This window comes from Enterobacter nematophilus (assembly GCF_026344075.1).
GTDB lineage: Bacteria > Pseudomonadota > Gammaproteobacteria > Enterobacterales > Enterobacteriaceae > Enterobacter > Enterobacter nematophilus.
Genome location: NZ_JAPKNE010000001.1, coordinates 160497 through 183677, shown reverse-complemented (window position 1 = coordinate 183677; position 23181 = coordinate 160497). Strand labels below are relative to the sequence as shown.

Sequence of the window (23181 nt, the reverse complement as noted above, 5' to 3'; positions counted from 1 at the left end):
CTGGGGCTTAGTTAAGCTTATAGTCCAGCGTAATCTCAGCTTTCAGGAGCTGCGAGACCGGACAGCCCGCTTTGGCTTTCTGAATAATGCCGTCAAACTGCTGTGGCGCAATGCCCGGAACGGTTACCTTGCTCTGCAGCGCAACCTTAGTAATGGCAAAGCCGCCGTCGGTTTTATCCAGAGAGACGTCCGCGGTCGTATCAATCGAATCAGCGGTATAGCCCGCTTCACCCAGCATCAGCGACAGCGCCATGGAAAAACAGGCCGCATGTGCCGCGCCAATCAGCTCTTCCGGGTTGGTCCCTTTTTCACCCTCAAAGCGGGTGTTAAAGCCGTAAGGCTGTTGGTTGAGAACGCCGCTCTCGGTGGAAACCGTTCCTTTCCCGCGCTTAATGTCGCCAGACCAGTGTGCCGAACCGTGCTTATGAATCGTCATTCTTGCTCTCCTTTTGGCTTACAAAGGGTTAAGTATAGACTACGCATCTGACACGCCCTGGAACACAGACGATTCCGGCTCTTTCACCTGCTGTACCGACAACAAGGATAAAAATATGACGCTAAAAATCAGGATGGCCGTCGCGGTAACCACGCTGGCTCTCTCTCTTTCTTCACTGGCCAAAACGCCGGAAAACTTTATCTATACCAGCTCAGGCGACCTCGATGCGGCGCTCCCGCTTGTTGCGCGTGGCGACATCGGCGGCGTGCAGATCGTATACAACTGGCGCCTGCTTGAACCCGAGAAGGACAGCTATGACTTCTCGCGAATTGAGCAGGATCTGGCGCGCGTTAAGGCCGCCCGGAAAAAACTCTTTATTCAGATCCAGGATCGTTTTTTTGAGCCGGACGCCCGCTACGTTCCGGACTATCTGATGCACGATAAGCAATACAGCGGCGGGATTGCGCCGCAGTTTGATAACCCCGGCGAGGGCAAGCCTGTCGGCGCGGGATGGGTAGCGCGTCAGTGGGACCCCGCGGTGCGCCAGCGCTACCAGGCGCTGCTGGCTGCGCTCGCAAAACGCTTTGATGGCGAGGTGTATGGCGTAAACCTGCCCGAAACGGCGATTGATATTGACGAGAAAAATCCGCCAGCGGGCTTTACCTGCGACAGCTATTTCGCGGGTGAAATGGAAAACCTGGCCTTTGCGCGCAAGGTCTTTCAGAAATCACACGTGGTGCAGTACGTGAACTTCTGGCCGTGCGAGTGGGATAACGACCACAACTACATGGGGCGTCTGTTTGCGTATGCCAGCGCCAACAATATCGGCCTCGGTGGGCCGGACATTGTTCCCAACCGCAAGGCGCACATGAAGAATGCCTATCCCTTCTTCCATAAAAATAAACAGACGCTGCCGCTTATCGCCATGGCGGTTCAGGAACCGACCCTGACCTATAAGGATCCTCAGACCGGTAAGCCCTTCACCAAAGCGGAATTTGTCCGCTTCGGCGAAAGCTATCTCGGGGCAGATATTATTTTCTGGAGCACGGCCTCTCCCTGGCTAAAGGCAAAGTAATTGCCCCTCAGGCAAGGCTGCGGGACAGTTCGTCGAGGAACGCGCGCAGCGCGGCAGGCTGGTATTCCCGTGACTGATAAATGCCGTGGATGGCAAGCGGTTTTGGCTCGAGCGCCTCCAGCACCGGCACCAGCAATCCCTGCTCCAGCGCGGCGCGCGCTTCGCGCTCCGGCAGCATGGCGATGCCGCAGTGCTCGATCGCCGCGTGCATCAGCAGTGAAGAGATGCTGGCGCTCAGGTTGCCGCTGACGGCCACGCTCAGGCTTTCACCTTCCGGCGTCAGGAAACGCCAGGACTGGCCGGCGAAAAAGCTGTAGTGCAGGCAGTTGTGCTGCGTTAATTCTTCCGGGCTGGCGGGGGTTCCGTGCTGTGCCAGATACGCCGGCGAGGCGCAGAGCACCGAACGACACTCCCCCAGCCGGCGGGCGATCATGCCGGGCTCGGGGTTATCGGTAATGCGCACCGCGACGTCAATGCGCTCTCCCACCAGGCTGACCGGGTGGTTGTTCACGTCCAGTTCGATGCGCAGCTGCGGGTAGCGCGAGAGCAGGCCGGGCAGGACCGGCGCAATCAGGTGCATCGCGGTAAAGTGCGCGCAGGCTACCCGCAGCGTGCCGGACGGGAGATCTTTTTCCGACTGGCCTTCGATTTCCTGCGAGATCTGCGAGAGCGTCCGCGTTTTTTGCAGCACCTTTTCCCCTGCCGCGGTTAGCGTCAGCTTGCGCGTGGAGCGATTTACCAGCCGCGTCCCCGCCCACTTCTCCATTTGTTCAAGGTAGCGGCTCACCATCGGGCGGGAAATGCCCAGCGCGCGGGCCGCCGCGCTCAGGCTTCCCAGCTCGCATATCCGGTTATAGACCTGAGCGGCAATAACGCGATCCATATAAGCTCCATCTGCTCGATTTATGAAACTAAGCATGTCTTGTTTCAGGAATTCTGGCAAATGAGAATATCCGTACAATAACGATATTCCTGAACAACAGAGACAACAGCATGAAACTCACTCATATTGCCCTGCTTTCCGCCCTTTTCGCTCCGGCCGTTTTTGCCGCACCGTTGACGATTGATACCTATAATCCGCAGGAAAAAGGCATTTTCGCGGTCTCCTCCACGCTCGTTTCCGGACCGAAAGAGGCGGTGCTGTTTGACGCGCAGTTCAGCGTGAAGGATGGCGAAGCGCTGGTAGAGAAAATCCGCCGCAGCGGTAAAACGCTGAATAAGATTGTGATCACCTCCGGCGATCCGGACTTCTATTTTGGCCTGCAGCCGCTGGTGAAAGCCTTCCCGAATGCCAAAGTGGTGGCCACGCAGCAGGTGGTTGACCATATTAAGGCCACCAAAGACGCCAAGCTCGCCTTCTGGGGCCCGCAGATGAAAGACGGCGCGCCGACTGAACTGGTGGTGCCGCAGGTGCTCGCCTCCACCACCTTTATGATTGACGGGGAAAAGGTCGATATCGAGCAGCCGGACAGCTACGCGGCCTATGTGTGGATCCCGTCAGCAAAAACGATTCTTGGCGGCACCGGCGTCTCCTGGGACATTCACGTCTGGACGGCAGATACCCAGACGCCGGCTCGCCGTCAGCAGTGGCAACAGATCCTGGACAACATGGCCGCGCACAAACCGGAACGCGTGATCCCGGGTCACTATCTGGGCACGCCGCCGGCCGGGACCGGGGCTATTGATTTTACCCGTGGCTATCTGCAGCATTTTGAACAGGCATTGTCGGCACATAAAGACTCTGCTGGCGTCATCGGTGCACTGAAAAAACAGTATCCGGGCCTGGCCGAAGAGAGCTCTCTGGAATTAAGCGCCAAAGTGAATACCGGCGAAATGAAGTGGTAATTTAAAAACGGCTCCTGCTATATTTTCGCGATGGCAGGAGCCCCCAAAAATATCTTCACCGCTACACATCAATATATCCCCACATTCTAAAAGCGCATAAAAGCATGCACTTATGTCATTTTTATTTCTAAGATGAATCTGAGCCACAACCGGGAAAATATTTGCCATTCTGTTTATGAATTAAATTTTTTGCGAGCCGTACCATTAAACAGACAACGACACGGAGGCAGCATGTTTACTTATTACCCGGCTAATACCGCAGCAGCACAACCTGAACTCGTTAACGCGATCGCGCAGGGTCTTCACGCCGAGCACGGTGCTGTGACTGAAGATGACATTTTAATGGAACTGACCAAGTGGGTGGAATCCACGGATAATGACATCCTCAGTGACATCTACCAGCAGACCATTAACTACGTCGTCAGCGGGCAAAACGCACCTTTGTAAAAACCTGCTAAGCTGGATCTGCAACCTAAGGGGTTACATTTCGTTTGCGAACGCAAACTGGTCCTTAAAACTATCAACAGGATTGAGGAGTTAACATGAAATCGAACCGTCAGGCACGCCACATTCTGGGACTGAACTACAAGCTTTCTAATCAGCGTAAAGTGGTGATTGAAGGCGACCACGAAACGCAAGTCACTCACGCCACCGGCAGAAAACGCCACGCGGGCAAGTAAGTTCCCGACTGAGATCCAGAACACCATCGGCAAAACCGATGGTGTTTTTGTTTATGTGTTGCGGTAATTAATATTTAGCTCCTTTATAATACCGCCCGACCGCACCCCGTAGCACAGGCCAGAAAGATGACAAACAGCAGTGTCAGGGACGGATCTTCAAAAAAAGAGTGAGTGACATGGACAACAAACTGAAAAAACATCGTTCCTTATATATCCCTTATGCCGGCCCGGTTTTACTCGAATTCCCCCTGCTCAACAAAGGTAGCGCCTTCAGCATGGAAGAGCGCAGCAGCTTTAACCTGCTGGGCTTACTGCCCGAAGTGGTTGAGACCATTGAAGAGCAGGCAGAGCGCGCGTGGATCCAGTATCAGGGCTTCAAAACCGAGATCGACAAACACATCTACCTGCGCAACATTCAGGACACCAACGAAACCCTCTTCTATCGCCTGGTGCAAAACCATCTCGAAGAGATGATGCCAGTGATCTACACCCCGACGGTGGGTGCGGCGTGCGAACGCTTCTCTGAGATCTACCGTCGCTCACGCGGCGTTTTTATCTCTTATCAGAACCGTCACAACATGGACGACATTCTGCAGAACGTGCCGAACCACAATATCAAAGTGATCGTGGTGACCGACGGGGAACGTATTCTCGGCCTCGGCGATCAGGGTATTGGCGGGATGGGGATCCCAATCGGTAAACTCTCTCTCTACACCGCCTGTGGCGGCATCAGCCCGGCCTACACCCTGCCGGTGGTGCTGGATGTCGGCACCAACAACCAGCAGCTGTTGAACGATCCGCTTTACATGGGCTGGCGTCATCCGCGCATTACCGACGACGAGTACTATCAGTTTGTCGACGACTTTATCCAGGCCGTGAAGCACCGCTGGCCGGACGTTCTGCTGCAGTTCGAAGACTTTGCGCAGAAAAACGCGATGCCGCTGCTGAACCGCTATCGCGATGAGATCTGCTCCTTTAACGACGACATCCAGGGCACCGCAGCGGTGACCGTGGGCACGCTTATCGCCGCCAGCCGCGCGGCCGGCAGCCAGCTGAGCTACCAGAAAATCGTCTTCCTGGGCGCAGGCTCTGCGGGCTGCGGTATCGCCGAGCAGATTATTGCCCAGACGCAGCGCGAAGGCTTAAGCGAAGAACTGGCCCGCTCCCGCGTCTTTATGGTTGACCGTTTCGGCCTGCTGACCGACGGTATGCCGAACCTGCTCCCGTTCCAGACCAAGCTGGTCCAGAAACGTGAGAACCTGAAAAACTGGGATACCGACAACGAAGTGCTCTCCCTGCTGGACGTGGTGCGCAACGTGAAGCCGGATATTCTGATCGGCGTTTCCGGGCAAACCGGTCTCTTCACCGAAGAGATCATCCGCGAGATGCACAAGCACTGCGAGCGCCCTATCGTGATGCCGCTCTCTAACCCGACCTCCCGCGTGGAAGCGACGCCGCAGGACATCATCGCCTGGACCGAAGGTAACGCGCTGGTTGCCACCGGCAGCCCGTTCGATCCGGTGGTGTGGAAGGATAAAATCTATCCGATCGCCCAGTGCAACAACTCCTATATCTTCCCGGGCATTGGTCTGGGCGTGATCGCCTCCGGCGCGTCCCGCATTACCGACGAAATGCTGATGTCAGCGAGCGAAACCCTTGCGGGCTATTCGCCGCTGGTCAACAACGGCGAAGGGCTGGTGCTGCCGGAGCTGAAGGACATTCACAAGGTGTCGCGCGCAATCGCGTTTGCGGTGGGTAAAATGGCGCAGCAGCAGGGCGTGGCGGTGAAAACCTCTGCCGACGCGCTGCAGCAGGCTATTGACGATAACTTCTGGATGCCTGAATACCGCAGCTATCGCCGTACCTCGATTTAATTCTGCGCTCGAACCGTTCCCTCTCCCCTGCGGGGAGAGGGTTAAGGTGAGGGGCACAGACCGCACGATCGAATATCCCCTGGCCAAACCCCCTTTCCCCCGCTACACTCCTTTCATCCATTAACCCACTGAATATATAAGGAGGCCAATTATGCTGTACTGTGAAATTTTCAATGTTTCACATACATTTGGTGATCGCACCAGCTCAAGCGTTATCGGTATCGTGCTGCGATAACTTCTGCTTGAGCGAAGACACCAACCCCTGAAATCCCTTCTCTCGGGCTTACTGAGTTATCGTCAGCGATGTTTGACGAGGCATAAACATGCCTGTAACTCTTGGGTAAGCAACAATGAGCACTTTACTTACTGCACAATCTTTACGCGTTGATACGGCGTTTGGCACGCTCTTCGACTCCCTCTCCTTTACGCTGAAAAAAGGCGACCGCATTGGCCTGCTGGGCGACAACGGCTGCGGCAAAAGTACGCTTTTAAAGGTGCTGGACGGAACAGATATCCCTGCCGCCGGAACGGTCGCGCTTGCCGGGCACTGCCTGATGGCGCGCGTGGAGCAACATCTCCCGGACGCCATTTTCCCGCTGACCATGCTGGATGCCGTACTCGCGCAGCTGCCTTTAGCTGAGCACGACAGCCTGCGCTGGAAAGCCGAAACGCTGCTGGCCAGTATGGGTTTTACGCCGCAGGATATGACGCTGCAATCCGCCACCCTGAGCGGCGGACAGCACACCCGCCTGCTGCTGGCGCGGGCGTTGATTCACGAGCCGGATCTGCTCCTGCTGGATGAACCCAGCAACCACCTCGATTTGCCGACCATGCTCTGGCTGGAACACTTTTTACAGAACTGGTCAGGCAGCTTCGTGCTGGTTTCGCACGACAGACAGCTGCTGGATGCCGTCACAAACGGCAGCTGGATCCTGCGCGATAAAACGCTGCACTACTTTGCCCTTTCCTGCACGGCCGCCCGCAGGGCGCTTGCCGCAAAAGATGAAAGCGATGCGCAGCGCAATAAGGCGGAGCAAAAGGAGATCGACCGCGTAACCGCCAGCGCGAAGCGGCTGGCGACCTGGGGCAAGGTTTATGACAACGAAGATCTGGCCCGCAAAGCAAAACAGATGGAAAAACAGGTCGAACGGCTGAAGGAGAGCCAGACGGAAGTAACGGCAGGCAGCCAGTGGACGTTAACCCTGCGCGGTGACGCGCTGCGGGCAGACCGTCTGCTGGAAATGGAAAACCTCGGCGTACCGCCTGCACCGGGGCTGCCGGACCTGTTTGGCATCGACGTTGCGCGGCTCAAAAGCGGCGATCGCGTGGCGATTGTCGGGCGTAACGGCTGCGGTAAATCGTCGCTGATGAAGCTTATCTGGCGCGGCTTTACCGGGGAACTGGCAAACGCGGGTCTGAAGCTGCACCCGCGCGTGTCGGCAGGCTATTACGACCAGACGCTTCATCAGCTTGCGGACAACGCCACGCTGCTCGACGCGCTGGAGCCGTTTGCACCCGATCCACAGCACAGGAAGATGGCACTCATCAGCGCCGGCTTCCCGTGGGCGCGCCACGGGCAAAAAGTCAGTACGCTCAGCGGCGGCGAGCGCTCTCGCCTGCTGTTCGTCGGGCTGACGCTTGCCCGTTATAGCCTGCTGATGCTGGATGAACCCACCAACCACCTCGACATGGAGGGCAAAGAGGCGCTGGCGGAAACGCTGCAGCAGTTCGAAGGCGGCGTGCTGCTGGTCAGCCACGATCGCCAGTTAATCAGCCAAAGCTGTAACCGCTTCTGGCTGATTGAGGACGGCAGGCTGAGCGAGTGGCACGATGCTGAAGCGGTGTTTGAGCGGCTGCGTGAAAGCGCGGGGCTCGGAACATCCCCCGCACCGGTGATTTCCTCTGCGACGGTTCAACCCTCGCCGTACGACGATCTGCTGGAGCGGCTGATCGCGCTGGAAACGCTGCTGGAAGAAGACCTGGCGCGTAAGCCGAAGCATCAAAAGCCGCAGCTGCAGGCGCAATGGCGTAAAGAGATTGAGGAGATAGAAGCACAGCTGTAACGCTGCGCCCGGCGAGCCTCTCGCCGGGCCAGTATTTTCCCCCTAAATTATTAGAGTAACGCCCTGTTCTTAATCTGAAATCGGATTAAATGATGACATTATGTTGCTGCAGCCTTGCATTACCAGGCTAATGTATTAATCCTTAAGAGGTATTACCCTGCTATGCAGATTCTTATCATGAACAAGGAGATACACATGAAGGCTGCTGTTGTTACTCAGGATCATCAGGTTAACGTCACCGAAAAAACCTTACGCTCCCTTAAGCATGGGGAAGCCCTGCTGAAGATGGAGTGCTGTGGCGTTTGCCATACCGACCTTCACGTGAAGAACGGGGATTTTGGCGATAAAACGGGGGTGATCCTCGGCCATGAAGGGATTGGCATCGTAAAAGAGGTCGGCCCTGGCGTGACGTCGCTGAAGGTGGGCGACCGCGCGAGCGTGGCGTGGTTTTTTGAAGGCTGCGGCCACTGCGAATACTGTAACACCGGCAATGAAACCCTGTGCCGCGATGTGAAAAATGCCGGTTACTCCGTTGATGGCGGTATGGCCGAAGAGTGCATCGTCACCGCGGATTACGCGGTAAAAGTGCCGGACGGTCTGGATTCAGCTGCGGCCAGCAGCATCACCTGCGCCGGCGTCACCACCTACAAAGCGGTGAAAGTTTCCGGAATTAAGCCGGGCCAGTGGATCGCGATTTATGGCCTGGGCGGGCTGGGCAACCTCGCGCTGCAGTATGCTAAAAACGTCTTTAACGCCAAAGTCATCGCCCTTGACGTTAATGACGAACAGCTGAAGCTGGCGGCCAGCATGGGCGCGGATTTAACCATCAACTCCCGCAGCGAAGACGCCGCTAAAATTGTGCAGGAAAAAACCGGCGGCGCGCATGCTGCGGTGGTCACTGCCGTCGCGAAAGCGGCCTTCAACTCGGCGGTGGATGCGGTTCGTGCCGGTGGCCGCGTGGTTGCGGTTGGGCTGCCGCCGGAAGCGATGAGCCTCGACATTCCGCGTCTGGTGCTGGACGGCATTCAGGTGGTGGGTTCGCTGGTCGGCACCCGTCAGGATCTGCAGGAAGCGTTCCAGTTTGCCGCTGAAGGCAAGGTGGTGCCGAAAGTTACGATGCGTCCGCTTGAGGATATCAACGCCATCTTCAAAGAGATGGAACAGGGCCAGATCCGCGGCCGTATGGTGATCGACCTACGTTCATAATCTCTTGCCCTTTATCACCGCTCCCTCCCGGGAGCGGTTTTCATACTGGCGCACGGGCCTTAAGCTGCGTCTGTCTCGCCCGCAGATACCCGTAAATAAGCAGCGCGCTCATGGCCGAGAAGGAAAGTATTGCCGCTGGCAGCGTGACGTAACGCCAGCTAAAGCCCAGGGTAATCATCATCCCGCCGAAGTACGCGCCAATCGCGCTGCCGAGATTAAACGCCATCTGCCCTCCTGCCGCCCCCAGCATCTCACCGCCCTTCGCATTTTGCAGAAGCAGGATTTGCAGCGGCGCAGAGAGCGCAAACAGCCCGGCACAGCAGATAAAGCCCATGACCAGCGAGGCCGTTTTCAGTTCACCAAAGGCAAAAAGCAGCAGCAGCGAGGCGACAATCACCATGTCGGTAGCCGCCGCAATGCGCAGCGGGCTAAACCGGCCAGAAAGCTTACCGCTCAGCAGATTGCCCAACACCATGCCCAGCCCCATCAGCATCATGATGACCGTCATCACACCTTCCGAAAAACCGGAGACGTTGACCATAAAGGGCTTAACGAAGCTAAACCACGCGAACACGCCGGCGTTGCCAAACATGGTGGCGGCAAAAATCAGCCAGGGTTCCGGTTTCTTCAGGAAGTGGAACTGCTCGGTCAATTTAATTTCTGATTTGTCGTGGATGTCCGGCACCCAAAGCAGAACCGAGAGGATCACCAGCGCGTCGAACACGGCAATCAGGAAAAAGGTATAGCGCCAGCTAAACTCGTGCCCCAGCCAGGTCCCCAGCGGCACGCCCACCAGGTTGGCTACGGTCATACCGGCGATCATCCCGGCCACCGCGACCGTCACCTTCCCCGGTGGCGCAATCTTGGAGAGGATTATCGCCCCGACGCCAAAAATGGCCCCGTGCGGAAAACCGGAAATCAGCCGCCCCAGCGCCAGCCAGAAATACGACGTAGAAAACGTAAACAGGGCATTTCCAACTGCGCACATCGCCACCAGAAACAGCAGCGTGGTTTTTAAGGAGAACTTGCCTGAAAACAGCGCCACAATCGGGGCGCCTATCACTACGCCGAACGCATAAAAGGAGATCATATTCCCGGCGGAGGGAATCGAAATGCCGGTGTCATGCGCCAGCTCGGTTAGCACGCCCATAATGCCAAATTCAGCCATGCCCAGGCCAAACGTGCCAAGCGCCAGCGAAAAAATTGTTTTTTTCATACCGCAACCACAGGTTAAAACTCGCGACGGGCATTATTGAACAATCTTGTATGGTGAGCCAGTTCAAATCAGCCGGCTGACACATTAATCCATTAATTCAGGTGGATTACACTTCATAGTGCGGTCTCGCTTTTTCCCGCGCCGGACAACCTGAGGATGACAATTATGGGAAGCAAAAAGAAAACCCGTGTCGCTGTTGATGTCGAAAAAAATGCGCCGTTGAAGACCAAAGAGTACGAACAAGAGCTGCGCCGCCTGCACGTTGAACTGGTTAAGCTCCAGCAGTGGGTCGTCGCCAAGGGATTAAAGGTGTGTATCGTATTTGAAGGACGCGACGGCGCCGGTAAAGGCGGCACCATCAAAGCGATTACCGAGCGCGTCAGCCCGCGCGTCTTTCGCGTCGTTGCGCTTCCCGCGCCTACCGATAAAGAGAAAAGCCAGCTCTACTTCCAGCGTTACGTGCCGCATCTGCCCTCAGCGGGCGAAATCGTCATCTTCGACCGCAGCTGGTATAACCGCGCGGGCGTCGAGCGCGTGATGGGATTCTGTACCGAAGAACAGGTGGATAAATTTTTGGACGGCACGCCGGTCATGGAAAAAGCGATGGTCGATGCCGGCATTATCCTGCTGAAATACTGGCTGGAGGTGACGCCGAAAGAGCAGGAGCGCCGCCTGCGCGACCGCATCAACGACGGGCGCAAAATCTGGAAGCTGTCGCCCATGGACATTAAATCCTTTAACCTGTGGGACGAGTATACCCTCGCCCGCGACGCCATGTTTGAAGCGACAGATACCGCCTGGGCACCGTGGTTTGTGGCCCGTTCAGAAGATAAAAAGCGCGTGCGCCTGAATATTATTTCGCACCTGCTGACGCAAATCCCCTATAAAGAAATTCATGTTGATAAGGTAGATTTACCGAAACGTAAAATCGGCAAAGTGAAGCCCACCAAATACCCGTTCCGGTATGTGGAAGAGCGGTTCTGATATTACTGGAAGGCGGCTCGCAGAACGTAGATTACCAGGGGAAACGGTATTGTTTTTTGTTGGCTGCGGTTGATAATGGCCGCACCAACAAAGGATAAAATAATGAAACATACCGCAAGAATAAAACAAGGCCAGGACATCGCGTCGCGTAAACCCTTGTATCATGTAGAGCAACACTCGGTTAACCGCCGTCAGCCATCAGAAGCGGATCGTTCATTCATTCAGTCAATGAATGAACTTGTCGAAAAGCATGGAACCATTACTGATGATGAGTTTTTCAGGGTGCTTTAATGCTGAGACAATTTAATGTTTACCGTAATACATCTGCAGCTACCCGGGACAAGCTTCCCTACTATATGCTCATTCAGGATGATTGTTATGACGATCTTGCCACGCGCGTAATTGTGCCGCTCGCAAGAAATAATAAGTTACCGTTATGGCAGATCCATCTGGCTCCGGGGGTAAATATCGACTTTGAAACATTTCTGATTTATTCACCCATGATAACCCACCTTAACAACAACAAAATTAACCCTAAAGACTTTGTTTGTAATTTACGCAATACACGCCATGATGTTATTGCAGCAATCGATCGCTTATTGACTAACACATGACGCCGGCTGGTCAGGCATTTGTCCTGCCTGAGCAAGCGCAGCGCCGCCGGACAAAGCCGACGGCGCAGGCCTTACTTGATCCCTTCCGTACTTTCCTGTTTCGCTTCCAGCCGTTCCACGTCACGATACCAGCGCGGGTGGTGTTTCTGCGCCCAGCGGCGGCTCACCTTCCCTTCAATCATGCCTTTAATCGACCCTTTTACCCAGAACGCCATATACATATGGATCAGGATAGCGTGGATCAGAATAATGGCCGACGTCGCGTGAATAAGCAGCGCGTAGCGAATCACCTGGATCGGGAAATAGTGCGCGAAATACGGACGCCAGATAATCACGCCGGTCACCAGCAGCACAAAAATCATGCTCATGATGGTCCAGAACATCATCTTCTGCCCGGCGTTATATTTTCCCACCTTCGCGACTTTATGCTCGTTACCTTTGAGGACTTCGACTATCCCTTTCACCCACGGAATGTCCTGCTTGTCAGGGATGTTGTGGTGCACGAAGCGCACGAACATAAACATCAGCACCACGAAAATCAGCACCCCGAAGAACGGGTGCAGAATGCGCCCCATCTGCGGCGTGCCGAAGGTTTCGGTCAGCCACTGCAGCGTCGGGAAGAAGAACGAGATGCCGGATACCGCCACCAGGAAGAAGCAGATCACCACAGTCCAGTGACAGGCGCGGTCGACAAACTTCGTGCGCACGATCGTTTTCGATTTACTCATGATGCTCCTCCTCGTCCTCATCCACCTCTTTGTTAGGGCCGATACCGATGTAGTGATAAATCAGCCCCGCAAAGGTGGCGATAAAGCCCGCCGCAGAAAGCGGTTTAAGCGCCCCTTTCCACAGGTTGATGGAGGTATCGATCGCCGGATCCTTCGGCAGGTTGTGATACAGCTCCGGCTGGTCGTTATGGTGCAGCACGTACATCACGTGCGTCCCGCCCACGCCCTGCGGGTTGTAAATGCCCGCCCTGTCGTAGCCGCGCGCTTTCAGCTTGTTCACGCGTTCTTGCGCCACGTCGAGCATCTCTTTTTTGGTGCCGAAGTGGATAGCGCCGGTCGGACAGGTCTTGACGCAGGCAGGCTCCTGCCCGACGCTGACGCGGTCCACGCACAGGGTGCATTTATATACCCGGTTGTCCTCTTTACTGAGGCGCGGGACATTAAACGGACAGCCCGCGATGCAGTAGCCGCAGCCGATGCAGTTGTCCTGCTGGAAGTCGACGATCCCGTTGGCGTACTGAATAATCGCGCCGGCTGACGGGCACGCCTTCAGGCAGCCCGGATCTTCACAGTGCATGCAGCCATCCTTGCGGATCAGCCACTCCAGCCTGCCGTTCTGGTCGGTTTCGCTAAAGCGCATCACCGTCCAGGATTTGGCGCTCAGATCCGCCGGATTGTCGTAGACCCCAACGCAGTGCCCCACCTCGTCGCGGATATCGTTCCACTCCGAGCAGGCCACCTGGCAGGCCTTACAGCCCACGCAGGAGGAGACGTCGATAAGCTTGGCGACCTCTGCCTTATAGTCCCGCGCGCGAGGCGCGGGCGTGATCGGGTTGGTCGCGGAGCGTTTAATAATGTCTTGTGTTTCCATCGCCATTTAATCGCTCCTTACGCTTTCTCGATGTTGACCAGAAACGCTTTGTACTCCGGCGTTTGCGAGTTGGAATCGCCGACGTTTGGCGTCAGGGTGTTGGCGATGTAGCCCTTCTGCGCCACGCCCTCAAAGCCCCAGTGCAGCGGGATGCCGACGGTTTCCACCTGCTGGCCGTGCACGTTCAGACTTTGCAAGCGGCGGGTCACCACCGCCACCGCGCGAATAAAGCCGCGCTTGCTGCTCACCTTCACGCGGTCGCCGTTGGCAATGCCCTTCGTTTTCGCCAGCGTTTCGCTTATCTCCACAAACTGTTCCGGCTGCGCGATGGCGTTAAGCCGCGCGTGCTTGGTCCAGGTGTGGAAATGCTCGGTCAGGCGGTAGGTCGTCCCCACGTACGGGAATTTGTCCTTTTTGCCTAAGCGCAGCACGTCGTCTTCGTAAACCCGCACCACAGGGCTTGAGACCACGTTCGGGTGCAGCGGGTTGGTGCCGAGCGGCGTTTCCATCGGCTCGTAGTGTTCCGGGAACGGCCCTTCCGCCAGCTTGTTGAGGGCAAACAGGCGCCCCAGCCCTTCCGGCTGCATGATGAATGGCCCGGTGCTGCTGCCCGGCGCGGCGGTGTTGTAATCCGGGATGTCGTTCCCCGTCCACTTCGCCCCGTTCCACTGGATCAGCATCCGTTTCGGATCCCACGGCTTGCCGTTCACGTCGGCGGACGCGCGGTTGTACAGCACGCGACGGTTCAGCGGCCACGCCCATGCCCAGCCAAGCGTGTTGCCCAGGCCTGACGGGTCAGCGTTATCGCGGTTCGCCATCTGGTTACCCTGCTCCGTCCAGCTGCCGGTGTAGATCCAGCAGGACGATGCCGTGGTACCGTCGTCACGCAGCAGCGCGAAGCTGTTCAGCAGCTGGCCTTTCTTCGCCACCAGGTTGCCGTTGGCGTCGTAGAGATCCGCCAGCGCCAAGCCGTTGTTCTCTTTCGCGACTTCCTCAGACTCAGGACGATCCGGCTGCTTGTAGTGCCAGCTCATCTTCAGCAGCGGCTCGGCGCCCTTGCCGCCTTCGGTGCGGTACATTTCGCGCAGGCGATGGTAAATGCCGGCCAGGATTTCGCCGTCGTTACGCGCTTCGCCCGGCGCGTCCTGCCCTTTCCAGTGCCACTGCAGCCAGCGGCCGGAGTTGGCAATAGAGCCGTCCTCTTCCGCAAAGCAGGTGGAAGGCAGGCGGAACACTTCGGTCTGAATCGACGCCGGATCGACATCGTTGGATTCCCCGTGGTTCTGCCAGAAGGTGGACGTTTCGGTAACCAGCGGATCGATAACCACCATGTACTTCAGCTTGCTCAGGCTGCGAACGACTTTGTTCTTGTCCGGGAAGGAGGCCACAGGGTTGAAGCCCTGGCAGATATACCCCGTGACGTTGCCCTTATCCATCATGTTGAAATACTTGATGACGTCGTAAGCCTGGTCCCACTTCGGCAGCCACTCAAAGCCCCAGTCGTTCTCCTTCTGCGCCGCGTCGCCGTAGAAGGATTTCATCAGGCTGACGTAGAATTTCGGATAGTTGCTCCAGTAGTTCACCTGGTCCGGCAGCGTCGCTTTTGGCGTATTGGCCTCAAGATACGCTTGCAGACTGGCCTGCTTTTCCGACGGCAGCGTCAGGTAGCCCGGCAGGCTGGTGGAGAGCAGACCGAGATCGGTTAAGCCCTGAATGTTAGAGTGGCCGCGCAGGGCGTTCACGCCGCCACCGGCCATACCCATGTTGCCGAGCAGCAGCTGGATCATCGCCATGGTGCGGATGTTCTGCGCGCCCACGGTGTGCTGCGTCCAGCCCAGCGCATACAGGAACGTCGTGGTTCTGTCTGCGGCGCTGGTGGAGGCCAGCACCTCGCACACCTTCAGGAAGTCCGCTTTCGGCGTGCCGCAGATGTTCTCCACCACGTCCGGCGTGTAGCGGGAAACGTGCTGCTTCAGCAGGTTCCACACGCAGCGCGGATGCGTCAGGGTTTCATCCCGCATCGCATAGCCGTTTTCGTCGAACTGATAGTTCCAGGACGATTTATCGTACTGGCGTTTTTCGGAGTCATAGCCGCTAAACAGCCCGTCATCGAAGGCAAAATCATCCCGCACCAGCAGGTTCGCGTTGGTGTAATGCTTAACGTAGTCCGCGTTAATTTTATTGTTTTCGATCAGGTACAGCAGGACGCCGGAGAGGAACGTAATGTCCGTACCGGAGCGGATCGGCGCATAGATATCGGCCACCGATGCCGTACGCGTAAAGCGCGGATCGACGACGATAAGCGTCGCATCGTTGTTGTTTTTCGCTTCCATCGCCCAGCGGAACCCCACCGGATGGGCTTCAGCGGCATTACCGCCCATCACCACCACGACGTTAGCGTTTTTGATATCAACCCAATGGTTGGTCATCGCACCGCGACCAAATGTTGGAGCAAGACTTGCTACCGTTGGTCCGTGTCAGACGCGCGCCTGGTTGTCTACCGCCAGCATGCCGAGAGAGCGCACAAATTTTTGCGTCAGCATGCCGGTTTCATTGCTTGCCGCAGATGCGCACAGCATCCCGGTAGAAAGCCAGCGGTTGACCGTTACGCCCTGCTCGTTCTTTTCAATAAAGTTGGCGTCACGGTCGGCTTTCATCAGTTTTGCAATGCGGGAGAACGCCTCATCCCAGGAGATACGCTGCCATTTGTCGGAGCCCGGCGCGCGGTATTCCGGGTAGCGGAGGCGGTTTTCGCTGTGGACATAGTCCAGTAGCCCCGCCCCTTTCGGGCACAGTGCCCCACGGCTCACCGGATGATCCGGATCCCCTTCAATATGGTAAATTGCTTCTCTGGCGTTTTTTGCGCCATCGCCCAGGCTATACATCAATAGCCCACAACCCACGGAGCAGTATGTGCAGGTGTTACGGATCTCTTTCGCACGCAGCAGCTTATAGTTGCGTGCCTGAGCCAGCGCCATTTTGGGAGCAAATCCCAGCATTGCGGCTGTGGTTCCGGCCATACCGCCCGCACAGATTTTGAAAAATTGTCTGCGGCTGACGTCCATTGTTGTCCTCGTTATCTGATAAGACTTCGCGCCGCAAACTAACATTAAAACCCCTGTTTTTTTTGCGTCAAATCAAGGACGCCTGACGTCGCCCCCTTAATAGTCACCGCTGCCGCGTTTGAATAATCCTTTAGGGTTAAACACTTGAGAGAATAATTCGCGGCAGGGCCAGAATTAATGCTATACATTTTCCCTTTGATTTTATTAGCGATGAAAACGTAATGGACAGAAAGAGAGCAACGCTCACGGGGCTGGCGGCGATACTGCTATGGAGCACAATGGTGGGCCTGATTCGCAGCGTAAGCGAGGGGCTGGGGCCCGTCGGCGGCGCGGCGATGATTTACACCCTCAGCGGGTTATTGTGCCTGGTGACGGTAGGATTTCCTGATATTAAACGTTTTTCACCCGGGTATCTTATTGCAGGCAGCGTACTGTTTGTCAGTTACGAAATTTGCCTGGCGCTGTCGTTAGGCTATGCCGCCACGCGAGCGCAGGCGATTGAAGTCGGCATGGTAAATTATCTCTGGCCGAGCCTGACTATCGTCTTTGCTATTTTATTCAACGGGCAGAAATCCACGCTGTGGGTCATTCCCGGTTTAGCTATCGCTCTGCTCGGCGTGTGTTGGGTATTAGGCGGTGAGCAAGGGTTACATATTGATGAAATAACCCGCAATATTGTCTCGAACCCGCTCAGCTATGCGCTGGCCTTTGCCGGGGCATTTATCTGGGCCGCCTACTGCACCGTAACCGCTAAATTTGCCAAAGGGCAAAACGGTATTACCCTCTTTGTTTTGCTCACTGCGCTGAGCCTGTGGGTGAAATATGTCGTTAGCGATCAGCCAGAAATGGTGTTCAGCTTTCCGGTTATCGTGAAGCTCGTTATGTGCGGCATTGCGCTTGGGTTTGGCTATGCGGCATGGAATATTGGCATTCTGCACGGTAACGTCACGGTGCTGGCTGCCGTGTCCTATTTTACTCCCGTACTCTCTGCCGCGCTTGCAGCCGTGCTGCTAAGCTCACCCCTCTCTTTTTCGTTCTGGCAAGGCGCGCTGATGGTCTGCGCCGGGTCATTGCTCTGCTGGTACGCTACACGAAAATAGGGTTCAGATTTATGCCGGGTTCGATTAAACCCGGCATAAAAATTAACATAAATTTAATATGTGATCACACCGTAATATATTTATCAGAACATTAGTGCGCTTGTTGATGTTCTGTTTATATTAGATTCCTTCGTCAATTCCCACGACGTCAAATTGACATAACCTGACACCGTAGGGTAACTATTTATCTGCGAATATTACCGCCATTAATAACCCGTAATGCAATAATACCCGCCATCAGACCTGCCAGAAATTAAACGCATTCTGATTAAATAATCGCCACCTCATTTTATTCAGCCGTCATTAACCCGATCTCGATCACACTAAATGAAATTATTACTCATATTTTGAAACTTATTATTGAAAGGCAGCGACAAGATTTTTAAAAATAGCACGCCGTTGACGAACAGCCTCGTTTAGAAATCGTTCGCGATGGTTCAGGAAATACTGAAAAAAATTATAAGGAATATTTAAGATGAAACTTAAATTAGTTGCAGTGGCAGTCACTTCCATGTTGGCAGCAGGCGTTGTAAACGCAGCTGAGATTTATAACAAAGACGGTAACAAGCTGGATCTGTACGGTAAAGTGACAGGTCTGCACTATTTCTCTGACGACGCTGGCGCGGACGGTGATAAAACCTACATGCGTATCGGCTTCAAGGGTGAAACCCAGGTTAACGACCAGCTGTCCGGCTACGGCCAGTGGGAATACCAGATTCAGGGTAACAAAGACGAAGGCGACAACCAGTCCTGGACCCGTGTGGCCTTCGCAGGTTTGAAGTTCGCTGAAGCCGGTTCATTCGATTACGGTCGTAACTACGGCGTGATCTACGACGTGACCTCCTGGACCGACGTTCTGCCAGAATTCGGCGGCGACACCTACGGTGCCGACAACTTCCTGCAGTCTCGTGCAAACGGCGTGGCAACCTACCGTAACCAGGACTTCTTTGGTCTGGTTGACGGCCTGAACTTTGCCCTGCAGTACCAGGGTAAAAACGGCAGCGTAAGCGGTGAAAACACCAACGGCCGCAGCCTGCTGAACCAGAACGGCGACGGCTACGGTGCGTCCCTGACTTACGATCTGGGTGAAGGCTTCAGCGTCGGGGGTGCAATGTCCTCCTCCAAACGTACCGCTGACCAGAATGCGGCTGGCGTATACGGTGAAGGCGACCGCGCAGAAGTATACAGCGGCGGCGTGAAGTACGACGCGAACAATATCTACCTTGCCGCGCAGTACTCTCAGACCTACAACGCGACCCGCTTCGGTACCTCTAACGGCAACCGCAGCGACATTTACGGTTTCGCAAACAAGGCGCAAAACTTCGAAGTTGTGGCTCAGTACCAGTTTGACTTTGGCCTGCGTCCATCCATCGCTTACCTGCAGTCTAAAGGTAAAGACATCGAGAACTTCGGCGACCAGGATCTGGTTAAATACATCGATGTTGGCACGACCTACTATTTTAACAAAAACATGTCCACCTACGTGGATTACAAAATCAACCTGCTGGACGACAACCAGTTCACTCGCCAGGCAGGTATCGGTACCGACAACATCGTTGCGCTGGGTCTGACCTACCAGTTCTAAGATTTGTCAGTAAAAAAGCCAGCTGAATAAGCTGGCTTTTTTTTGGCTTCTGCACATGTTTACCGCGAATTGACCTTCGCCAGGCTAAACCAAATCCCGACGGCCAACAGCAGCAACATCCCTCCTGCGCTCCCCAGCGCCACGCTGTGTGAGGTAATGAACGCCGCTTTCGCCGCTTCAATTACCGAGTCTCCCAATGCTGGCGTCAGCTCCTGCGCCACCTTCATCGCCTCACCAATGGATGACGACGCGCTATCGACGAGCGTTTCGTTCAGCCCCTGCGGCAGCTCAATCGACGCCGAGAAGCTGCGGGTGAGCAGCAGGCCGAAAATAGCAATCCCTAGCCCCGCGCCCAGCTCGTAGGACATGGTTTCAATGGCCCCTGCGGCTGACGCTTTCTCTTTTGGCGCCGCGGCCATAATGGCTGAAGTCGAGGCCAGCAGCGCGCTTGCGGCGCTAAAGCCCAGCAGAACCATCAGGCTCCACGCCTGCCACTGCTGCGTGCTGAAATCAAGCATCGACAGGCCGATGAAGCTGACCGCGCTGAGCCCCATCCCCCCGGCAGCGACAATGCGCAGCCCCAGACGGCCCACCAGCACACCGGCAATCGGCCCGCTGAATCCACTTGCCACCATCACCGGAAGCATAAACATGCCCGCCTCAAACGGCGTAAAGCCGTGGACAAACTGCAGCTCCTGCGCCATCAGCAGCTCAAAGCCCACCAGGGCGATCATCGCCGTCATCGCCATGACCACGCCGCTTAAAATAATGCGGTGACAGAACAGGCGCATGTCGATCATCGGCACGCGGGCGCGCAGCTGGATGCGCACAAAAATAAACAGCATCACGGCCCCCGTGAACAAGGTACACGCTACCAGCCACGGCGACAGAACGCCTTTTAACGCGGTTTTGGCGCTGTAGACCAGCAGCAAAATCGCCACAATCAGCATGACCGCATGGCTGATATTTAACGGCTGCTCAGGACGCCCTTCCTGCTGCGGAACAAAGCGCGCGGCAAGGGTAACGACGATAAGCACGATCGGCACGTTGATCAAAAATACCGAGCCCCAGTAGAAGTGCTCCAGCAGCATACCGCCAATCAGCGGACCAAACGCCGCCCCGCCGGAACCCACTGCCGCCCAGACGCCGAGCGCGATGTTGCGATCTTTCGCGTCGGTAAACAGCGTACGGATCCCCGCAAGCGTAGCCGGAATGATCATTGCTGCACCGATCGCCAGCGAGGCGCGCGCCGCTATCAGCCACCCTGCCGACGGGGCAAACGCGGCCGCCAGGGACGACAGGCCAAACAGCGTGCTGCCGATCATCAGCAAGCGTTTAAAGCCAATGCGGTCACCCAGCGCGCCCATCGGCAGCACCATCCCCGCCATCACCAGCGAGTAAATATCGATGATCCACAGCAATTCATTGCCGCTGGCGCCCAGCGTCATGCTCAATGTCGGCGCCGCCACGTGCAGCACCGTCGCGTCAATCGCCACCGGGATGTACACCAGCACGATAATCACTAACGCTAACCACTGACGAAACATAAATTTCCTTTTCATTTTAAACATGGACACATGTCCAGAATCCGATCCTACGTAAAGTTGAACGTCTGTCCAGCTTTTTGTTACACTCGTTTCGGTCTTATTGAGAGTAGAGAAAAAATGCGCTATTTGAGCAAGGAAGAGAGACGGGAAGCGATCTTACAGGCCGCGATGCGCGTGGCGCTGGCCGAGGGGCTGGCAGCCATGACGGTACGGCGCATTGCCGCAGAAGCGGGCGTCGCGACCGGACAGGTTCACCACCACTTTGCCTCCGGCGGCGAGTTAAAATCGCTGGCGTTTGTGCGCGTGATCCGCGAGCTGCTGGATGCCGACGTGGTGGGGGAAAACGCCAGCTGGCGGGAACGGCTGCACAGCATGCTCGGCAGCGACGACGGTGGGTTTGAACCTTACATTCGCCTGTGGCGGGAAGCCCAAATTCTCGCCAGTCGGGATCCCGAGATCAAAGCGGCTTATGTCCTGACCATGGAGATGTGGCATCAGGAAACCGTGGCGATTATCCGTGACGGGGCTGATGCCAGCGCGTTCACGCTTACCGATCGGGCGGAAAATATCGCCTGGCGTTTAATAGGTCTGGTTTGCGGCCTGGATGGGATCGCCGTATTAAATATGCCTGAAATGGACGATGCGGCGTTTAATAAGCATCTCGATAAACTTATCACCCTGGAATTGTTTTAATACTCCTTCTGGAGTATTAATTTTCAAGAGAGTTACAATTAGTAACACATTAAGCGAACCCTTATTTTCATTCTAATCTCGGGGGTTCGCTTTTTTATCTATCCTTTCAGATGTATCCCAAAGCATCCAAAAAAACCAATAACGCTTCCACAATCATCTTTTTGTTTTTACTTCATTTTTCTCTCCATCATGGTAAGCAAGAGGGCGATATGTCGCAACAAAGTGAAAAGAATAATCCCCATCTGTTGAGTAACTGGAAACCTGAAAACGTGCAATTTTGGGAGAACAAAGGAAAACATATCGCACGAAGAAACCTATGGATTTCGGTAGCTTGCCTGCTATTAGCGTTTTGCGTGTGGATGTTATTTAGCGCCGTTGCGGTCAACCTGAATAAAGTCGGATTTAATTTCACCACCGATCGGCTTTTTATGCTAACGGCATTACCTTCTCTCTCCGGCGCGATATTGCGCGTCCCCTACTCGTTTATGGTGCCAATATTTGGCGGACGTTACTGGACGGTATTGAGCACCGTTATCCTGATTATTCCCTGCGTCTGGCTGGGGATAGCCGTTCAGGACACCGCGACACCTTACTGGGTCTTTATCGTGATTGCCCTGCTCTGCGGTTTTGCCGGGGCCAACTTTGCCTCCAGCATGGGTAACATCAGCTTCTTCTTTCCGAAAGCCAGACAGGGCAGCGCGCTGGGCATCAACGGCGGGCTGGGAAACCTGGGCGTCAGCGTGATGCAGCTGGTTGCGCCGCTGGTGATTTTCCTGCCGATGTTCACCTTCCTCGGCGTGCACGGCGTACCGCAGGAGGACGGCTCGACGATGTGGCTGGCCAATGCGGCCTGGATCTGGGCGCCGCTGCTGCTGCTGGCAACGCTTGCGGCGTTTTTTGGCATGAACGATATCGCCAGTTCAAAGGCCTCCATCGCCAGCCAGCTGCCGGTGCTGAAGCGCTTACACCTCTGGCTGCTGAGCCTGCTTTATCTCGCTACTTTCGGCTCGTTTATCGGCTTCTCGGCGGGCTTTGCCATGCTGTCGAAAACCCAGTTCCCGGACGTGAACATCCTGCACCTCGCCTTCTTTGGCCCCCTGATCGGCGCGCTGGCGCGTTCGGCGGGCGGGATGATCTCTGACAGGCTTGGCGGCGTGCGCGTCACGCTGATTAACTTCGTCTTTATGGCCGTATTCAGCGCCCTGATCTTCCTGACCCTGCCCGGCTCTGGCTCCGGCAGCTTTGTCGCCTTCTACCTGGTCTTTATGGGCCTGTTCCTTACCGCCGGGCTGGGCAGCGGTTCGACCTTCCAGATGATCGCGATTATCTTCCGCCAGATCACCCTCGACCGCGTCAAAAAGCAGGGCGGCACGGACGAGCAGGCGCAGCATGAAGCGGTGACGGAAACCGCCGCGGCGCTGGGCTTTATCTCCGCCATCGGTGCCGTTGGCGGGTTCTTCATCCCTAAAGCCTTTGGCACCTCGCTGGCGATGACCGGGTCGCCGGTCGGGGCCATGAAGGTCTTCCTCGTGTTTTACATCGTCTGCGTGCTCGTCACCTGGCTGGTGTATGGCCGCAAATCCGCACAAAAATAAAAAT

The 23181-nt window shown here is 55.8% G+C and carries 21 protein-coding genes; 14 read left to right on the top strand and 7 right to left on the bottom strand.

The genetic code is table 11. The features are described 5' to 3' along the window. Positions 1-7 precede the first annotated feature (7 nt). Positions 8-436: an OsmC family protein gene (locus OSH03_RS00870; RefSeq protein ID WP_028013230.1), complete on the bottom strand. Its 429-nt coding sequence runs from the start codon at positions 434-436 to the stop codon at positions 8-10. 115 nt (positions 437-551) lie between these two features. Here OSH03_RS00870 and OSH03_RS00865 point away from each other — a divergent pair, with 115 nt between their 5' ends. Continuing rightward, positions 552-1511, top strand: a complete 960-nt coding sequence (locus OSH03_RS00865) for a hypothetical protein (RefSeq protein ID WP_061098148.1) — start codon at positions 552-554, stop codon at positions 1509-1511. 7 nt (positions 1512-1518) lie between these two features. On the opposite strand, the gene OSH03_RS00860 is transcribed toward OSH03_RS00865, so the two are convergent. Continuing rightward, the gene (locus tag OSH03_RS00860; protein ID WP_266177983.1) at positions 1519-2394 is read right to left on the bottom strand and encodes a LysR family transcriptional regulator; all 876 of its coding nucleotides are present in this window, start codon (positions 2392-2394) and stop codon (positions 1519-1521) included. 110 nt (positions 2395-2504) lie between these two features. Here OSH03_RS00860 and OSH03_RS00855 point away from each other — a divergent pair, with 110 nt between their 5' ends. The 6 genes from OSH03_RS00855 (at position 2505) to adhP (ending at position 9179) form a co-directional block, all read left to right on the top strand. Continuing rightward, complete coding sequence (locus OSH03_RS00855; RefSeq protein ID WP_266177982.1) at positions 2505-3356, top strand: Vmh family MBL fold metallo-hydrolase; 852 nt, start codon at positions 2505-2507, stop codon at positions 3354-3356. 231 nt (positions 3357-3587) lie between these two features. Then, positions 3588-3803, top strand: coding sequence for a biofilm-dependent modulation protein (gene bdm, locus OSH03_RS00850; protein ID WP_013096534.1), 216 nt, complete (start codon positions 3588-3590; stop codon positions 3801-3803). Positions 3804-3898: 95 nt separating this feature from the next. Further along, positions 3899-4036, top strand: a complete 138-nt coding sequence (gene sra, locus OSH03_RS00845; RefSeq protein WP_008501714.1) for a stationary-phase-induced ribosome-associated protein — start codon at positions 3899-3901, stop codon at positions 4034-4036. Between the two features lie 176 nt (positions 4037-4212). Continuing rightward, entirely contained in the window at positions 4213-5910 is a 1698-nt protein-coding gene (locus tag OSH03_RS00840; RefSeq protein WP_266177981.1) for an NAD-dependent malic enzyme, read from the top strand. 350 nt (positions 5911-6260) lie between these two features. Continuing rightward, positions 6261-7973 (top strand): ABC-F family ATP-binding cassette domain-containing protein, encoded by a 1713-nt coding sequence (locus tag OSH03_RS00835; protein WP_266177980.1) that lies wholly within the window; start codon positions 6261-6263, stop codon positions 7971-7973. Positions 7974-8168: 195 nt separating this feature from the next. Further along, positions 8169-9179, top strand: coding sequence for an alcohol dehydrogenase AdhP (gene adhP / locus OSH03_RS00830; protein WP_061098144.1), 1011 nt, complete (start codon positions 8169-8171; stop codon positions 9177-9179). Positions 9180-9219: 40 nt separating this feature from the next. Here adhP and araJ read toward each other — a convergent pair whose 3' ends face one another. Then, positions 9220-10395 carry an MFS transporter AraJ gene (gene araJ, locus OSH03_RS00825; protein ID WP_266177979.1) on the bottom strand — a complete coding sequence of 392 codons (1176 nt, stop codon included), beginning with the start codon at positions 10393-10395 and terminating at the stop codon, positions 9220-9222. Between the two features lie 165 nt (positions 10396-10560). Here araJ and ppk2 point away from each other — a divergent pair, with 165 nt between their 5' ends. From ppk2 to OSH03_RS00810, 3 genes are all read left to right on the top strand, one after another. Further along, entirely contained in the window at positions 10561-11379 is an 819-nt protein-coding gene (gene ppk2, locus OSH03_RS00820; RefSeq protein ID WP_266177978.1) for a polyphosphate kinase 2, read from the top strand. 102 nt (positions 11380-11481) lie between these two features. Continuing rightward, positions 11482-11670, top strand: a complete 189-nt coding sequence (locus OSH03_RS00815) for a hypothetical protein (RefSeq protein ID WP_266177977.1) — start codon at positions 11482-11484, stop codon at positions 11668-11670. After that, positions 11670-11993: a CcdB family protein gene (locus tag OSH03_RS00810; RefSeq protein ID WP_266177976.1), complete on the top strand. Its 324-nt coding sequence runs from the start codon at positions 11670-11672 to the stop codon at positions 11991-11993. Before OSH03_RS00815 ends, OSH03_RS00810 begins: the two co-directional genes overlap by 1 nt. 71 nt (positions 11994-12064) lie before the next feature. Here OSH03_RS00810 and fdnI read toward each other — a convergent pair whose 3' ends face one another. Genes fdnI through fdnG form a run of 3 tightly spaced genes read right to left on the bottom strand, consistent with a single transcriptional unit; the run spans position 12065 to position 16657 of the window. Continuing rightward, positions 12065-12721: a formate dehydrogenase-N subunit gamma gene (gene fdnI, locus OSH03_RS00805; protein WP_061098132.1), complete on the bottom strand. Its 657-nt coding sequence runs from the start codon at positions 12719-12721 to the stop codon at positions 12065-12067. Next, positions 12714-13598: a formate dehydrogenase subunit beta gene (gene fdxH / locus OSH03_RS00800; RefSeq protein WP_266177975.1), complete on the bottom strand. Its 885-nt coding sequence runs from the start codon at positions 13596-13598 to the stop codon at positions 12714-12716. Before fdxH ends, fdnI begins: the two co-directional genes overlap by 8 nt. Before the next feature lie 11 nt (positions 13599-13609). Further along, positions 13610-16657, bottom strand: a complete 3048-nt coding sequence (gene fdnG, locus OSH03_RS00795; RefSeq protein WP_266177974.1) for a formate dehydrogenase-N subunit alpha — start codon at positions 16655-16657, stop codon at positions 13610-13612. A gap of 221 nt (positions 16658-16878) precedes the next feature. Between fdnG and yddG the strand changes: the two genes are divergently transcribed. Together yddG and OSH03_RS00785 are read left to right on the top strand one after the other, a co-directional pair. After that, on the top strand, positions 16879-17757 hold the full coding sequence (yddG, locus tag OSH03_RS00790; protein WP_266177973.1) for an aromatic amino acid DMT transporter YddG: 879 nt from the start codon (positions 16879-16881) through the stop codon (positions 17755-17757). Between the two features lie 475 nt (positions 17758-18232). Further along, a complete protein-coding gene (locus OSH03_RS00785; RefSeq protein WP_061098128.1) occupies positions 18233-19342 on the top strand; it encodes a porin OmpC in 1110 nt (369 codons plus the stop codon). Between the two features lie 59 nt (positions 19343-19401). Here OSH03_RS00785 and OSH03_RS00780 read toward each other — a convergent pair whose 3' ends face one another. After that, positions 19402-20889, bottom strand: coding sequence for an MFS transporter (locus OSH03_RS00780; protein WP_266177972.1), 1488 nt, complete (start codon positions 20887-20889; stop codon positions 19402-19404). A gap of 117 nt (positions 20890-21006) precedes the next feature. Between OSH03_RS00780 and OSH03_RS00775 the strand changes: the two genes are divergently transcribed. Both OSH03_RS00775 and OSH03_RS00770 read left to right on the top strand, forming a co-directional pair. Continuing rightward, positions 21007-21582: a TetR family transcriptional regulator gene (locus OSH03_RS00775; RefSeq protein WP_266177971.1), complete on the top strand. Its 576-nt coding sequence runs from the start codon at positions 21007-21009 to the stop codon at positions 21580-21582. 209 nt (positions 21583-21791) lie between these two features. After that, positions 21792-23177 (top strand): NarK family nitrate/nitrite MFS transporter, encoded by a 1386-nt coding sequence (locus OSH03_RS00770; protein ID WP_266177970.1) that lies wholly within the window; start codon positions 21792-21794, stop codon positions 23175-23177. Positions 23178-23181 lie beyond the last annotated feature (4 nt).